Annotated in this window: 12 protein-coding genes; 6 read left to right on the top strand and 6 right to left on the bottom strand. The window is 61.0% G+C overall.

Annotation, left to right across the window (positions count from 1 at the left end):
* Positions 1-176 precede the first annotated feature (176 nt).
* Positions 177-1817 carry an amidohydrolase gene (locus C7T36_RS26760; protein ID WP_045068891.1) on the top strand — a complete coding sequence of 547 codons (1641 nt, stop codon included), beginning with the start codon at positions 177-179 and terminating at the stop codon, positions 1815-1817.
* Positions 1818-1828: 11 nt separating this feature from the next.
* On the opposite strand, the gene C7T36_RS26755 is transcribed toward C7T36_RS26760, so the two are convergent.
* The 3 genes from C7T36_RS26755 to C7T36_RS26745 all read right to left on the bottom strand — a co-directional run bounded on the left by C7T36_RS26755 (position 1829) and on the right by C7T36_RS26745 (position 6773).
* Positions 1829-2401, bottom strand: coding sequence for a hypothetical protein (locus C7T36_RS26755; RefSeq protein WP_052683586.1), 573 nt, complete (start codon positions 2399-2401; stop codon positions 1829-1831).
* A complete protein-coding gene (locus tag C7T36_RS26750; protein WP_239654769.1) occupies positions 2398-3201 on the bottom strand; it encodes a MerR family transcriptional regulator in 804 nt (267 codons plus the stop codon). The genes C7T36_RS26755 and C7T36_RS26750 overlap by 4 nt, the downstream gene beginning before the upstream one ends.
* Before the next feature lie 116 nt (positions 3202-3317).
* Positions 3318-6773 (bottom strand): indolepyruvate ferredoxin oxidoreductase family protein, encoded by a 3456-nt coding sequence (locus C7T36_RS26745; RefSeq protein ID WP_045069751.1) that lies wholly within the window; start codon positions 6771-6773, stop codon positions 3318-3320.
* A 267-nt stretch (positions 6774-7040) separates the two neighbouring features.
* Between C7T36_RS26745 and C7T36_RS26740 the strand changes: the two genes are divergently transcribed.
* A complete protein-coding gene (locus C7T36_RS26740; RefSeq protein ID WP_033234014.1) occupies positions 7041-7796 on the top strand; it encodes a MerR family transcriptional regulator in 756 nt (251 codons plus the stop codon).
* Here the strand turns inward: C7T36_RS26740 and C7T36_RS26735 are convergent.
* Entirely contained in the window at positions 7788-10433 is a 2646-nt protein-coding gene (locus C7T36_RS26735) for a LuxR C-terminal-related transcriptional regulator (RefSeq protein ID WP_052683585.1), read from the bottom strand. The genes C7T36_RS26740 and C7T36_RS26735 overlap by 9 nt on opposite strands.
* Before the next feature lie 242 nt (positions 10434-10675).
* On the opposite strand from C7T36_RS26735, the gene C7T36_RS26730 reads away from it, so the two are divergent.
* The gene (locus tag C7T36_RS26730; protein WP_045068886.1) at positions 10676-11695 is read left to right on the top strand and encodes a helix-turn-helix domain-containing protein; all 1020 of its coding nucleotides are present in this window, start codon (positions 10676-10678) and stop codon (positions 11693-11695) included.
* On the opposite strand, the gene sthA is transcribed toward C7T36_RS26730, so the two are convergent.
* On the bottom strand, positions 11679-13091 hold the full coding sequence (sthA, locus tag C7T36_RS26725) for a Si-specific NAD(P)(+) transhydrogenase (RefSeq protein ID WP_045068884.1): 1413 nt from the start codon (positions 13089-13091) through the stop codon (positions 11679-11681). The two genes, C7T36_RS26730 and sthA, sit on opposite strands and share 17 nt — an antisense overlap.
* Before the next feature lie 134 nt (positions 13092-13225).
* On the opposite strand from sthA, the gene C7T36_RS26720 reads away from it, so the two are divergent.
* The 3 genes from C7T36_RS26720 to C7T36_RS26710 are packed head-to-tail and all read left to right on the top strand — an operon-like array spanning position 13226 to position 15116.
* Complete coding sequence (locus C7T36_RS26720; RefSeq protein ID WP_045068883.1) at positions 13226-13684, top strand: MarR family winged helix-turn-helix transcriptional regulator; 459 nt, start codon at positions 13226-13228, stop codon at positions 13682-13684.
* Positions 13681-14106, top strand: coding sequence for an organic hydroperoxide resistance protein (locus tag C7T36_RS26715; RefSeq protein WP_033234010.1), 426 nt, complete (start codon positions 13681-13683; stop codon positions 14104-14106). The genes C7T36_RS26720 and C7T36_RS26715 overlap by 4 nt, the downstream gene beginning before the upstream one ends.
* Positions 14106-15116 carry an NADP-dependent oxidoreductase gene (locus C7T36_RS26710; RefSeq protein WP_045068881.1) on the top strand — a complete coding sequence of 337 codons (1011 nt, stop codon included), beginning with the start codon at positions 14106-14108 and terminating at the stop codon, positions 15114-15116. Before C7T36_RS26715 ends, C7T36_RS26710 begins: the two co-directional genes overlap by 1 nt.
* Before the next feature lie 71 nt (positions 15117-15187).
* On the opposite strand, the gene C7T36_RS26705 is transcribed toward C7T36_RS26710, so the two are convergent.
* On the bottom strand, positions 15188-16063 hold the full coding sequence (locus tag C7T36_RS26705; protein ID WP_045068879.1) for an oxidoreductase: 876 nt from the start codon (positions 16061-16063) through the stop codon (positions 15188-15190).
* Positions 16064-16098 lie beyond the last annotated feature (35 nt).

The following is a 16098-nucleotide window of genomic DNA, read 5'->3' as shown; positions in this document are numbered from 1 at the left end:
CTAGACTTAGTGGTCGACGCGCCGCTCCCCATACTCGACGAATCGCCTCCATCAACTTCCTTCTGCTGGTCCCGCTCGCCTTGGTATCTCGCCTGTCCGCGCGCACCGAGGGTGCGTATCGTCACCACAGCGCCGCTGTCACCACCGCCGTCATCGCGTAAGGATCACGAAAAGTCATGAATGAGCGCATCACTCACTACCGCAACGGGAAGATTTTCACTGCCGCCGAGGGCGGCTGGGCCGAATCGCTGGTCGTCAAGGATCAGCAGCTCATTTTCTCGGGAGAGTCCGAGTTCGCGGAAATCCTTGCCCCTGACGCCGAAGTGGTCGATCTCCAAGGCGCCGTTGTACTTCCCGGTTTTGTCGACGCGCATACCCATTTGATCATGATGGGATTCTCACTGCAGAAGCTCGATTTGCTCGACGCCACCAGTATTGCCGATATCCAGACCAGCATCCGCACCTTCTCGGAATCGAACCCCGATGCACCTCGTCTGCTTGGACGCAGTTGGCTGTTCTCGGCACTCGGTGGGCAACACCCGACGCGGGAAATGATCGACGCCGTCGTGCCCGACCGTCCGGTGTACCTCGATGCCAACGATCTACATTCTGTCTGGGTGAACAGCGCGGCGCTACGAGAACTTGGCATCGATGCCGACACGCCCGACCCGATCGGTGGTCGCATCGATCGAGACCCGAGCACCGGAGAAGCAACCGGAATGCTGTACGAGACCGCGGTGATGCTCTACGTGTGGCCGAAGCTGGCTGAACTCGCAACCGACGAGGACCGGGACATTGCCCTGGCGCTCGCGTTCCGCCGTTATCTCGAAGACGGCGTAACCGGCGCAGTGGACATGGCACTTGGCCCGGACGAATTAGCTTGTCTGGAAAGAGCATTGGACGCAGGGAACGGAACGCTGCCGTTGCGGGTCGCTGCACATTGGCTGATGACGCGTGAGGACAACGACGCCGATAATGTCAGGCAAGTTCATGACGTGATCGAGCTGCACAATCGCGTCCAAGGTCCGTGGCTCGCCGTCGCGGGCATCAAGATCATCATCGACGGTGTGATCGACAGCTGCACTGCTGCAATGAAAGAGCCGTATTCGGACGGCACCAACGCCGAGCCCATCTGGGACCTGGAGTCATTGATACCTGTCGTGACCGCCGCCGACGCCGCAGGCCTGCAAATCGCCATGCATGCTATCGGCGACGAGGCGTCCGAGATCGGTTTGACTGCACTCGAATACGCGATAGCCACCAACGGGGATATTCCCCGGCGGCATCGGATGGAACACCTGGAGTCGATCACCCGAGACAACGTCGAGCGCCTTGCCCGACTCGGTGTGGTCGCCTCCATGCAACCAGTTCATGCGGATCCTGCTATTCAAGAAAACTGGCGTGCAATGCTCGGCGACTACCGTGTGAATCGTGCCTACCCGTGGCCCGAATTCACCGAGGCCGGTGCGGTTCTCGCCTTGGGATCGGACGCGCCGACTGCGCCTCACCCACCGCTGCCTAACATGTTCATCGCCACCACTCGCATGTCTGCCATCGACCCGTCACTGCCACCCAACCTCCCGCAGTACGCACTTCCTCTCGCGGAAGCTCTCGCACACGCCACTCGGGACGCGGCCTACTCGTGTCGGTGGGAAAACGTGACCGGCCAACTGGTTCGGGGCAAAGCTGCCGATTTTGTCGTATTGAAACAAGATCCGTTCACAGAAGGTGTCGACTCACTCCTCACCACCGAGATCGCGATGACTGTTGTTGCCGGGTCAGTTCGGTACGCCAACTGCGTACAAAACCCGCAGTAGCCCAACTACATTCACGACACCTTCAACAAATTGCCCACCAGATCAGCGGGTTCGTCGACGTACAGACTGATCCTGTCGACAAATCCGCTCCGGCGGTATCGCGGGATCAACGCCGGAAGTTCGACGTGGATCGGTTGTCGCAGAACCACATCGACGTTGGTTCCGTCGAGATTCGGCAACGTCAACCGACTGCCTTCTAACTCCGGTGTTGTTGTGTCGAATCGACGCACACACGCCGCCGACGCCATAGACTCTCGGTCGATCGAAGCGACAACTGTTCCGGATTGTCGCACCACGAACCGTGTGTCCGTCACGAAATGTGGATGAACCCGATGCAGAGCCAGGTAGCCGAACAGCACCACCAACGACCACACGGACGCCACTGCAAGAATCACACTGAGCCACATCCATGGCACAAGAATGTGCAGCACCGCCATTTCGATGACGGTGGCAACGCCGAAAGCGACAGGAAGAACCAATGATCCACCGCTGGATCGAACAACGACGGCGCCTTGCTCCACAACTGCGTCACGGCCACGAATCCAGAGCCACAACGCCCCAAGTTTTGTGTTCGAGAATGTCATCGCCCCTCACCTTCGTCGACTATTCGCGCCACGAGCGCGCGCTGAACCCGCAGTACTACCTCACGTTGCGCCGGGTCCGGAACAACATCGTCGAGCGAGACGGGCATGCCTAGCCCGACGTCTGACTGGGCCCTCAGGTCCGCAATTGTCTGCTCGTCGAATTGGGCCAGGATGCTGCATGCGAGCTGCCCAATCGCGCTCTCGATCGAAACCGGCTCCTTCCCTTCGATACTCGACCAGTCCGACAGCGACGCGAGGTAACGGGAACGCTTCTCGTCATCCGCGATCACCGACGCATAGGAGTGTAAAAACTGCTCGGGAGCACTTCCCGTCATTGCCAGCACCTCGAGAAGATCTCGTTCACGCTCGAGCGCGCGCTGCACTCCCGGCGACGACGCGGTATCGACGGCCTCGGTCAGAGCTGACGCAACGTCCGTAGGCAAGGCAGACACAGTGCGGCCGCTCTCGGCGTCCGCGAGCATCGACGTCAGTCCGACATGCCGACGCGCCAGTTTTGCCTGTTCGACTTCCACTGCCCCGATCAACGCTCGGAGATCGGCAACGGTATCGCTCACCCCTTCTCCCGAGGTGTCTGCGGCGAACAACGCCGCTATCGAACCCAACGGAACACCCCGCTCGGCCAACCAGCGAATGCGGACCAACCGTACGACGTCATCCATCGTGTACTCGCGGTACCCGTTTGCCCGCCGGACGGGTTCCGCGAGCAATCCGAGCCGATGGTAGTGCCGCACAGTCCTCGGTGTGGTCTGAGCAGCCTCCGCTAGCTGTCCTATTCGCATGAACACAGTGTCAACCATGACGTAGCGTCAAGGTCAAGATTCATTGGCAATATCGCTGGAACACAACTGTGCCCCAGCGACAATGTCGCTGGGGCACAGTCATCCCTCGTACCGAGTTAGCCGTTGACACCCAACTCACGCAGGCGCGCCTTGTACAGTTCGACGTTGCCGAGCTTGACGTCCTCGTAACCACGAACCATGTCCGGGAGAGCCGCGATGTCGACGGCGCGGTCGTAACCTTCGGCGCCCAAGGCGCGGGACAGATCCGCGACGATGGTCTCGTACTGGTCGAGCAGTTCACGCTCGACCTTGCGAACGTGCATGTAGCCGAACGGATCGAGCTTGGTGCCGCGGAGCTTCTTGCCCTTCGCCAGAACCTTCAGCGCGACATGCGACTTCGGCCCGAACCCGATCTTCTTCTTGCGACCCATCACCTTGAGAATCGGCGGGTGCAGTTTGTATGTCAGGTTCTCCCCTGCAGGCACCTGGGACTTGACCTCGTCGATGAAGGCGGGATCGACCAGCATGCGAGCAACTTCGTACTCGTCCTTGTATGCGGTGAACTTGAACAGGCCGCGGGCGACCGCTTCACTGAAGTCGGTGCGCTCGGTTGCGGCCCGCTCGGCGGTCCAGACTGCCTGAACCTGATCGATGTACCGCGCAGCGACCTTGACGGACTGGAACTCGATGAGCTGCGCCGCACGCAGTTCCACCAGTCGCAGGGTTTCACCAGCCAAGGTTGTCCCGGCGAACATGTGTGCCGGTGCGACGACCGGTGTGCGGACGGACTTGGCAGGCGTCGTGACGGCCTCGAACGCAATCGTGTCGGCAATTGCCGCGCGGCCCCAGCGGAATGCGGCGATATTTGCTTCCACGGCAACACCGTTGATGCCGATCGCCTCTTCGATGGCCTCAGCCGGAAGACGAAGTCCCCCGCTTTGGTAAGCCGCACCGATGAGCAGGAAGTTGGCTGCTGCCGTGTTACCGAACAACTCCTGGGCCGCGGCAAGTGCATCGAACGAACGCAGCGTCCGCGAGACCTTGTCAAGGCGAGCCAAGAGGGAGGACTCCTCCGGGTAGCGAACATCCTTGTCGTAGACCATGTCTCCGGTCGGCGTCTGCGACGTCGAGGCGATGGAGATGGTCGACTCGTGGTTGCCGTAGTCGAGGTTCTTGTTGTCGGTCGCGGTCAGCAGGTCGAAGGCAACGATGCAATCCGCACTGCGCGGGGTGAGCCGATTGGACGGCTCGAGCGCTCCGGAACTGAAACGCAAGTGGGAGACAACGGGTCCGGCTTTCTGACTGAGACCGATCTGGTCAAGGCTCTCGACCTCGAGGCCGGCGCGCAGCGCTGCTGTTGCCAGCACCTGGTTGACGGTGACGATGCCGGTGCCGCCGATACCTGCGAGGAAAACATTCTGGGTTGTGGTGAGCGGGCCCAGATCAGGATCTGCGACCACTGGCGGGACCGGACGAGCGGCCTTGGGAGCCTTCTTTCCGGGAACCAGTTCGACGGTCACGAACGAAGGGCAATCGCCGTCCATGCAGGTGTAGTCGGTGTTGCACGAGGTCTGGTCGATCTTCGTCTTGCGACCGTACTCGGTGTCCACCGGCTGAACAGACAGGCAATTCGACTTCACTCCGCAGTCGCCACAGCCTTCGCACACCGCTTCGTTGATGACGACGCGAGTGTTGCGGGTGGGCAACGTGCCACGCTTGCGCTGACGCCGCGCGTCGGCCGCACAGTGCTGGTCGTAGATCAGGACCGTGACGCCCTTGATCTCGCGAAGTTCCTTCTGAGCTTCGTCGAGACGATCGCGGTGCCAGAGTTTGGTGCCCTTGGCCAGGGCACGCTTGCTGTGCCGGCCCGGATCGTCCGCACAGATGATGATCTGCTTGACGCCCTCGGTGGTCAGCTTGTGGCTGAGTTGAGCAACGGAGAGGGCACCTTCTGCGTCCTGCGCACCGGTCATCGCCACTACCTCGTTGTAGAGCAACTTGTAGGTGATGTTCACGCCTGCAGCGATGCACGCCTGAACAGCCAATTGACCGGAATGGAAGAAGGTGCCGTCGCCGATGTTCTGGAACAGGTGAGGCACGTCGGTGAACGGTGCCTGCCCGATCCACTGGCTGCCCTCGCCGCCCATCTGCGTCAAACCGGTGACAGCGCTGTCCTCACGGCCGGACATGGTGACGAGTGTGTGGCAACCGATTCCGCCGCCGCCGATGGAACCCTCGGGGATTGCGGTGGAACGGTTGTGGGGGCACCCACTGCAGAAGTACGCGGTGCGCTTGGCGGAGAGCACGTTCAGCGACAGCGGAGCAGGGAGGGTGCGCTTGAGCTCGACGTGCGGCTTGAGTACGCGGCGCAACGGGGCGAGCAACCGGCCTGCGGTGAGCTCACCACTCGCGGGCATGAGCAGACGGCCCTGGCCGTCGCGCTTACCGATGATGCGAGGCGCATCATCGATTCCGTAGAGGATCTCTCGAATCTGAGCCTCGATGAATGCCGTCTTGTCCTCGACCACGATGATCTGCTCGAGTCCGGTTGCGAACTCTCGCACCGACTCCCCCACCACCGGGTACGGCATACCGATACGGAGCAGCCGAATTCCCGCACGATGCAGGGCTGCGTCGTCGACACCCAGGTCTGTCAGAGCCTGACGTACGGAGTCGAATGTGGTTCCGGTAGCGGCAATTCCGATCTTGGCACCTGACGGATCAACCTCGATCACATCAAGATTGTTCGCGGCGCCGTAGGCCTGCACCAGATCCCACCGGGGTCCGTACAGGTCGGCTTCTGCGATGACGCTGTCCGGCGGCGCCGCCATCTGGCGCTGCTTGTAGACAAACGGCTTGCCCTCGAACTGCACCTCGGGCACCACGATGTCGAAGTCGGCGATGCTGCCGTCAACCGTCCACGCGCCGTCCGCCACGTCGGCAACGATCTTCAGCGCCACAACACAACCGGATGCGCGGGACAGCGCAACAGCGTGCATGCCCATCGTGATGATTTCTTCGGCGTTGCGGGGGAACAGAACCGGTACGCCCATCGCTGCGAGGGAGCGCTCACTCACTGCGGGTACGGTCGACGATTTGGATGCAGGATCGTCGCCCACCAGAAGGACGACGCCGCCCCTGGGGTTGACGCCGTACATGTTCGCGTGGCGGATGGTATCGGTAGCGCGGTCGACGCCGGGCCCCTTGCCGTACCAGATGCCGGTCACGCCGTCGTGGGTCGCGGTTCCTGCAGGAAGGTCTGTTTGGCTACCCCACACCGCGGTGGCCGCAAGTTCCTCGTTGAAGCCCGGTATGAAGGTGATGTCGTGCTCGGCGAGCACCTTGGGCATCCCGTGGAGCATCTTGTCCACTCCGCCGAGGGGACTGCCCTGGTACCCGGAGACAAAGGTGGCAATCCGCTTGCCTGCGCGGATGTCGCGGACATGCTGTTCGACGAATCCGCGAGCGATTGCCTGAACACCGGTCAGCAACACCGGACCCGATCCCGACCGGTACCGATCGTCGAGGTCATAGGGCTTGGCCTGGGCTACGCCCGACACCAGTTCAGTCATCGTGACCACCGTTCCTGTCTTCAGCACATTTCGTTCTGTTCAGGTGATCGTTATCGAGGTATGAGAAAGCGTCAACAGAGGGCGCTTGAACTATTCAATACGATCATCAAGTGAGCTGGATCACCCTGGTTAGTTCATCGAATCGGTCAGCTGGAGACGCGTTCGTGACGACCGCGGAAATCAGGTGCAAAATTCCCCTTGACCTTGACGTTACGTCAACTTACACAATGGATACAGCGCACCGATAGAGGAAGGGAGTGGAAAACAGTGACCGAATGGTCCATCCAAGAGCTTGCCAAAGCTGCGGGAACCACCAGCAGAACCCTGCGCCACTACGGCGACCTGGGACTACTGAAACCCCATCGAACGGGAGCAGGTGGATACCGCTTCTACGACGACACAGCACTGGTTCGGCTTCAGCGAATCCTGCTACTGCGTGAACTCGGCCTAGGACTGCCGGTCATAGCGGAGATTCTGGGCGGCGAACGAGACACAACAACCGCACTGCACACTCACCTCGAACTGCTCGAACAAGAACGCGCCCGGATTTGTCGCCAGATCGATTCGGTGACAACAACATTGAGAAAAACCGAGAAAGGACTACCACTCATGCCTGAAGAAGTATTCGACGGCTTCGACCACGCTCAATACAAAGACGAGGTGATCGAACGGTGGGGTAGCGACGTATACACCAGCAGCGACAAGTGGTGGCGCTCGATGTCCGAGCAGGAGAAGACGTCTCACCTGAACGCGCACAAAGACATCGCCGCGGCGTTCGGCAAAGCCGCAGCAGACGGGCTCGGACCCGAATCCGACACCGTCCAGGCCATCACCCACCGCCAGTTCACCTGGGTCAAAACCGGTTGGCAGGGAAAGACTCCCAGCGCCGACGCATTTATCGGACTGGGACAGATGTACGTCGACGATCCACGATTCCGCGCCAACTACGACGTCCACGGTCCGGGTACGGCAGAGCTGATCCGCGACGCGATGACCGTGTACGCGGAGACCAACCTACGGTGAGAACCGTTGGCGCACCGGATCTGCGCCGAGCAAGGAGAGCCGGTGTGCCGCGGCCACCGCCTCGTCACGCGAATGGACACCGAGCTTTCGGTACAACCGCCGAATGTGACTTTTCATCGTGTTCTGGGTGACAAAGAGCTTCCGGGCGATATCGGCGATGGGAAGTCCGTCCGACAATCCGCGGAGCACTTCTGCCTCACGCCTGCTGAGGACCAGACGTTCGATTGTCGGGGGATACATCTCTACCGCTTCGGATTCGAGAAAAGCGACAACAGAGCTGCTACGTGATGGTGCGCGCATTTCGAGATCCTCGATCACTCGTCGCGGAATTGTCGAGAACGCGGAAAGAGCACCGGTGCGCTCGACCAATTCACAAGCCCTGGACCAGGAATCGCCGGCATCCGACCACTCGTCCAAACTGTGATATGCCGCGGTTTCTACCAGTTTCGCCTCGGTATGCACCCTGGGATAGAAATCTGCGCTCCAGTCGATTGCCCGGCATAGTTGCAGGGCTCGCTCAGGGTTCCCCGTCAGAAAGTAGGCACGCGCCGCCGAGACCTGCACTATCGGCAAGTGGTTCCCGAGAACCGCAGCCTCGCCAATTGCCTTGGCGCCTTCACCGGCGGCCAGGAGCAAATCGATGCGCGCGGCGCTCAGCATTGCAGCACCGCTCGAGACGCCACAGTTGACGGGCGGTTCGTTTGCGGCGCCGGCGCGTTGAAGAGTGACCAGCCCCGCGAAAGGATCGCGCCGAGCCAATGCCCACCGCGTCCGGGCATACGCTTCGAAGGCCCACACGTCGCCAGCCGGCGAGATACCGTCGAGAATCTCGATCGCCGCAGCAGCCGCGGAAAGATCCAACGTATCCAACGCAATCAAGAGCCGGGCGATTGCGCCGCCGATATGGGACGGCGGTCCCAGCCACCCGGGAACGTCGGGTTCTACCCCTTCCGCGAGAAGCCATTGCGACGCCTCCGAAAGTCTGCCGCGCAGAACCTCATTGAGCGCCGCATTGCCGGCTGAATGTCGCGCAACAAAACGTGGACCGCTGTGAAGCGCATCCTGGTATGCGATCGCCAATTGTGTGGCTGCGTCGTCGACATTGCCGACAAGTTGAAATGCGACACCCCAGATCAGACGCAGAGCTGGTAGCTGACTTCTGAACTCGTCGATCCGGCCGACATCCAGATAGTCCGCGATATCGACGAGAGTGCGTGCGACGTCGGCTGATCGTCCGTGCTCTCCCGATGCGCGCAACACGATAACTTGAACCGTTCCGCTGTTCAGTTGGGCGAGCACGTCGGTCATCGCAGCGACGTCCGCAAGTTCCGAGGACTCCGTGTTGTAGGTGTCGAGATCCATGGAGGGTGTACGCAACCGGAACTCCAGCATGTCGCGCCCGACCTGCATGGAACGACTTGCCGACATGATCTCTTCCGGCATGGACCACATAGCTTTTCGGAGCAACCCGGAATGCGCTACCAGGAGATCCGCCCAGTGCCGGCTGAGAATGGCAGCAACCTCCGACCAGTCCTGCGCGTCGATTGCGTAGTGGACCGCATCGGCGATATCACCGTGGTCGAGGCAATACCGCGACAGTAGGAGCAACCGCTCCCTGGAAGCACCGCCGGTTTCGTCGTCGATCCTCATCAGCGCTTCACGAACGGCAGGAGGAAAATACCAATTCTCCCGATGCCGGTCGCGGAACAACAAGGCGGACGATTCGAGCCGATTCATCAGCGGGACAACGTCGACCCCCGGGACCAACAACTGCGCTGTTGCCACGGTAACAGTCCGCGCCGCAGCGATTCGAAGCGTAAAATTCGACAACTCGGTACGCGCAGCCTTCGGAGGCACCTGGCGCTTTGTGTAGCCGTAGAGCGCCAGATCGATGCGCTGCATAATTATCTCGCGGCTACGGGAGCGCTCCGGAAGCCCGTTCACGACATCCACAGCCACCTTCATCAGCGCGGGTACACCCGCCAACCGCCCGCAGATCGAGTGAACAACATCGGCAGGCACGGCAATACCGGCTCCGGAAAACAGTGCCACTGCTTCGTCCGGTGTGTATCGCAAATCGTCTACGGTCAGGCTCTCCTCGATGCGGACGTTGTCCAGGACCTCCACGGATGCTCGATCTTGCAGTGTGACAATTATTTTCAATCCCGGCACGTCGTCGATCAGGGCAGTGAGCCGCTCACCGAGGCCATGCCCCTCGATCAGATCCACCCGGTTGAACACCACCACGAACGGCACAGTCGATGCCGCAAGATACTCGCGCATCTCGCGTTCGGGGTGCGCGTGATTATCCGCGAGCCTCGGAACTGCCTCGCAGGAATCCTGAATGACGGTCAGTGCCTTGTCCCAGTAGTCGATGTGATTTGTGGGCGCATCAGGCGCAGGCACCCACACCACCGGCCGATTCGGCAATGGAGCCGGGGCCGACAACCACAATCCGGCGAGTGCGGTTTTACCAAACCCGCGGGGAGCGTCGAGAACAGTCAATCCCGACGGCGATTGCATCAGCTTGACGAGTCGAGCACGGGGCGTCGACGACGCGGCCCCCAGCAGCCTGCGGCGCACGGAGACACGACTTCTGGGCTTGCGGTCGATCGGATCCGACTTCGATCCGGGCACTACGCGAGCCCTACTGCGGGCACGCCCCGAAACCGGGAGGCAAACCCCCGGCCCGAGCAGAAATTCCACACAGATCCGCGCACAGTATCGACCATAGGCCCATGTCCACCGCAGTGTGAATGCGAAGCGTCTCCACTTCATGCCCGTTTTGTCTCACATTGTGGCGCCGATCACTTATCTCTGCTATTTTCCGGAAAGCGCCCCTGACCTGGCCTATTTCACATAACATCCCCCGCGTGCCCATGATTGAGCCCCGGATTGACATATCCACGGGATTTGTGGACGCGGCGGACCGTGACGACTACTGGCGAGCAGCGACTCGGCCCTTCTACGTCACCGAACGCGCCGGCCGAGATGTCCCACTTCACGGGACGATCTCGGGTACTGCCACCGGGACGTCACTGATCGGCGAGACCACCGTCAACAGTCAGAACTACGTGCGAAACCGTCGACTGATCACGGAAAGCGAACTGGACGATCACTACGTGGTCCAGGCGTGGACAGCCGGCGCGATGAGCGGCGACGCCGACGGTGTCGACTTCCTCGTCCGGACGAACGAGGTCTCGTTTGTCGATTTAGGCAAACCGCTTCGCGCGAGCGTCCGAACACACTCGGAGCGCACTGCCCGCACGATCAGTCTGGTTGTGCCGCGTGCACTCGTCGAGGCCTCGTCGCACGGTCGCTCCTTGCACGGCACCGTCCTGACGGGAATGCCCGCGGTAGTTTTCTCGCAGTGCCTGCAGTCGATCTCGGACGCACTCCCACACCTCGACTTCGCTGGCGCGGCGCAGTACGAAAACGTTGTCGAATCGCTGCTGAAAGCCAGTGTGGGGCACGTTGCACCCGAGCAACAACTTCGAGCACCTCCGGAGGGTCTTCGAGCGTGCGCCCTGGTGTACATTCTCGATCATCTCGGCGAGAGTTGGCTCAGCCCTACGACAATCTGCGTTGCACTGGCAGTCTCCCGGGCGCAGCTCTACCGTGCGTTCAACGACGAGGGTGGGATTGCGCAGGTGATCCGCCGTAAGCGACTAGAACATGCGTACCGCGAACTGACGACACCGGATTCCGCCGACGCGTCCGTGGAAGATATCTCTCGCCGTTGGGGATTCACGTCAAAACCGCACTTCGTACGAGCCTTCGAGGCTTACTACGGCACTACTCCGAGCAGAGTGCGGCTCGAAGGCCGGCGCACGATCGGGAATCCGTCGATCAACCGCCTTCACCGCCACCTGACATCATTGTCTACTGGAACTGCTTGAGAGCCCTGATCTTGTTCATCACGTCGAGTGCAGCAACCTTGTACGCCTCAGACAGCGTCGGGTAGTTGAAGACCGCATCCACAAGGTATTCCACGGTACCGCCGCACCCCATGACCGCCTGTCCGATGTGGACGAGATCTGTTGCTCCCGAACCGAAGATGTGAACCCCGAGTAACTTGAGGTCGTCCGTGGATACCAGAATTTTCAGCATTCCGTATGAGTCGCCGGCGATCTGACCGCGGGCAAGTTCGCGGTAGCGCGACACCCCGACCTCGTACGGCACCGATTCCTCGGTCAAGTCGACCTCGGTTGCGCCGACGTATGACACCTCGGGAATCGAGTAGATGCCGATAGGCTGCAAATCCATCAACTTCGCGCCAGGTTCTTCGAACGCGTGATACGCCGCCAGTCGACCCTGATCCATGGAAGTGGCTGCAAGAGCCGGGAATCCGATGACATCGCCGACGGCGTAAATGTGCTCGACCTTGGTGCGGAAATTCTCGTCCACGTAAATTCGGCCGCGGTCGTCGGCCTCGAGTCCGGCATTCTCCAATGCCAGAGGCGCGGTAAGACCTTGACGCCCAGCCGAATACATGACGGTTTCGGCTGGAATCTGCTTGCCGCTACCCAACGTGGTGAGAGTTCCGTTGGCGCCGACGTCGACGGCAGTCACCTCCTCACCGAATCGAAACGTCACCGCCAGATCCCGCAAGTGATACCGAAGCGATTCGATGATCTCAGGGTCGCAGAAGTCCAGCATCGAGGTTCGTTTCTCCACGACGGTGACCTTGGTGCCGAGCGCTGCGAACATCGACGCGTATTCGATTCCGATAACACCAGCGCCGACCACGACCATGGTGCCGGGAATGGACGTCAGATTCAGGATTCCGTCGGAATCGAGAACTCGGTGGCTGTCGAACGAGACGCCCGCCGGACGCGCAGGCAGTGTGCCCGTGGCGATCACGACGAACTTCGCGGTAATCGTCATCTTGTCGCCGCGCGAAGCATCCTCGACGAGGATGGTGTGCGCGTCGACAAATGATCCGACTCCGACCAGCAGTTCGACGCGGTTACGCAAGAGTTGTGATCTCACCACCTCGATCTCCTTGGTGATGACATGCTGCGTTCGAGCCAACAGATCCGCCGGTGTGATGTTCCCCTTCACCCGGTAGCTCGCGCCGTACAGTTCGCGCTGATTCATGCCGGTCAGATAGAGAACCGCCTCCCTCAACGTTTTCGACGGAATGGTGCCGGTATTGACGCACACTCCCCCGAGCATGTTGCCCTTCTCGACCATGGCCACTCGTTTGCCCAGCTTGGCGGCCGCGATTGCCGCCTTCTGCCCGCCCGGGCCGGAGCCGATGACAACCAGGTCATATTCCGTCGAATCGCTCATCGTTCAGAAGTACCGTCCACACGCGTCGGACAGGTGGCAGGCGTGTCAATACTCCGTGAACGACCGCAGGCGTCCAAGATAGATTTTGCACAGCTAGGTTGTGCACAACTAAACTGTGCGCTACAGTGTTTTTTGTGACCAACCCGCTCGCCCTCGAACACCAACTCTGCTTCGCCCTCTACTCGGCGTCGCGAGCAACCACGGCCGCCTACCGAACCATGCTGGAGGACCTGGGAATTACGTATCCCCAGTATCTGGTCCTGCTGACACTGTGGGAACGCGACGGCCGCGGCGTTCGGGATATCTGCGACGCCCTTGATCTCGACACCGGCACTCTCTCGCCGCTCCTCAAGCGACTGGAAAGCCAAGAGCTCATCGAGCGCCGACGCCTGACCAGTGACGAGCGCCGCGTCGAGATTCACCTGACCGAGAGCGGTTTGGCACTGCGCAGCAAGGCAGAAGACATACCCCGCACGCTCGCCGAGGCAACGGGACTTGATCTCGACGAACTGGTGAAACTCCGGGAAGTCCTGGTCCGGCTAGGCAAGCACCTTCAAACATCCAACGCTGTCGACGGAAAGAAGAAGCCATGAACATCGTGTACACCGCAGAAGCACTGGCCACCGGCGAAGGTCGCAACGGCCACGCCCGCACCTCCGACGGACGCCTCGATCTCGGCCTGGCCATCCCGAAGGAAATGGGCGGCAGCGGCGACGGCACCAATCCCGAGCAGCTCTTTGCCGCCGGATATGCGGCGTGCTTCCACTCTGCACTGCAGATGGTCGCCCGAGCGGAGAAAGCCAATGTTGCGGACTCTGCGGTAGGCGCTCGCGTCGGCATCGGCCCGAACGACGCCGGCGGTTTCGGACTTGCTGTGACGCTTGAAGTTTCACTTCCCCATTTGCCCCATGAACAGGCCGTCGAGCTGACGGAGAAGGCGCACCAGGTGTGCCCGTACTCCAACGCAACTCGCGGCAACATCGAGGTCACCCTCGAAGTAAGTAAGGACGATTAATGAGTTCCACCCCCACAATCAGCCGCGAGATCCACCTTGCATCCCGGCCGAACGGTTGGCCGACCCCCGAGAACTTCTCCACAGTCGAGGTCGAGCTTCCCGAACTCGAAGACGGCCAGATCCTGGTGCGCAACATCGCGATCTCGGTCGATCCGTACATGCGTGGACGCATGAACGACGTGAAGTCGTACCTGCCGCCCTTCCAGATCGGCGCAGCTCTCGACGGTGGCGCAGTCGGAGAGGTTATCGCCTCGAAGTCCGCCGATCGCACTGTCGGAGACGTTGTTGTCCACGGCCTCGGGTGGCGCGAGTACGCGATTCTCGACGGGACAGCCGTCACTCCCGCTGATACGTCCATTGCCCCGGCCACGGCCTACCTCGGTGCGCTCGGCATGACGGGCCTCACCGCGTACGCGGGACTGACAGCTGTTGCCGAGTTCAAAGAAGGTGACACCGTATTCGTCTCCGGCGCAGCAGGAGCCGTCGGATCACTGGTCGGCCAGATCGCAAAGCTCCTGGGTGCCAAGCGTGTGATCGGCAGCGCGGGTTCTCCGGCGAAGGTCGCTCGTCTCCTCGAACTCGGCTTCGATGCCGCGTTCGACTACCACGACGGACCGGTCACCGAACTTCTCGCTGCTGCCGCACCCGACGGAATCGATGTCTACTTCGACAATGTCGGCGGTGAACATCTCGAGGCTGCTATCGACGCCATGAATTCTGGCGGCCGAATCGCGATGTGCGGAGCCATCGCTCAGTACAACACCACCGAAAAGCCCACCGCCCCCAGCAACTTGGCGGCAGCGATCGGCAAGCAGCTCACATTGCGCGGATTCCTGGTTGGCGGATACCGCCATCTCGGCCCCGAGTTCCGCACCCACATGGCGGGGTGGCTCGCCGACAACAAGATTGCGTGGGACGAGACCATAGTCGAAGGTCTCGACAATGCCCCGCAGGCGTTCATCGATCTGATGCGCGGCGCGAACACCGGCAAGATGGTTGTCACGCTGTAAGAGCGGAACTGCTGTAACAGTGCAACTGCTGCGATGGCCGCGAATCCCACTGGGGTTCGCGGCCATCGGCGTCACAGTCCGAACGACACTCCGGTCAACTTTTCGGAAAGCGTCCACAGGCCCGCTGCGGTCTCGGTATCGTGCGATTTCTTGTTCGAGCCAACCACTTTCGGGTATCCACGCTGCTCGAACGGACCGTCCGGGCCGATATAGCTGCCGCCGAATGCATCAGGAACGGTTGCCGCATACAGCTCCGGCAATGCGCCCATCTCCGCAGACTGCGCGATGATCCGGTTGCCGATGCCCATGAGCTTGTCGAAGACGGACTCGGTGTGGCCCTGCAGGTTTGTCGACGCATACCCCGGATGCGACGCCAATGCCTTGAGCGGCGAACCCGACGCAGCCAGTTTGCGTTGAAGTTCGTACGTGAACAGCAGATTGGCGAGTTTGGACTGCCCGTACGCCAGCCACCGGTTGTATTTGCGATGCTCGAAGTTGAGATCATCGAGATCGACGGTTCCCAGTTGGTGCAGTGCGCTCGACATCGTCACGACACGATCCGTCAGCTTGTCCTTCAGCAAGCCGGTGAGCGCAAAATGCCCCAGATGGTTTGTGCCGATCTGCATTTCGAAACCGTCGACCGTCCGGCGGAAGGGTATCGCCATGACACCGGCGTTGTTTACCAGAACGTCGACGGCGTCGGTGGCGTCGGCAAATGCCCGCACCGACGCCAGATCCGCAAGATCGAGTTGCCGTACCACTGCGTTGGAACCGATCTCCGCCGCAATGGGTTCAGCCTTCGATGTGTCGCGGCACGCAAGTACGACGGTTGCGCCCGCTTTGCCCAATGCTCGTGCAACTACCTCCCCCAACCCACTGTTGGCCCCGGTCACCACAAACGTGCGGCCGGTCTGATCGACAACGTCTTCTGCAGTCCACTTGGTCATGAAATCCAGCGTACGTGTGTTACCAGCCGGTAGGG

The sequence above is a fragment of the Rhodococcus sp. AD45-ID genome, from assembly GCF_003023755.1.
Taxonomy (GTDB): Bacteria; Actinomycetota; Actinomycetes; order Mycobacteriales; family Mycobacteriaceae; genus Rhodococcus_F; species Rhodococcus_F globerula.
Note: the sequence above shows the minus strand (reverse complement) of the source record. Positions and strands in the feature narration are given on the sequence as shown.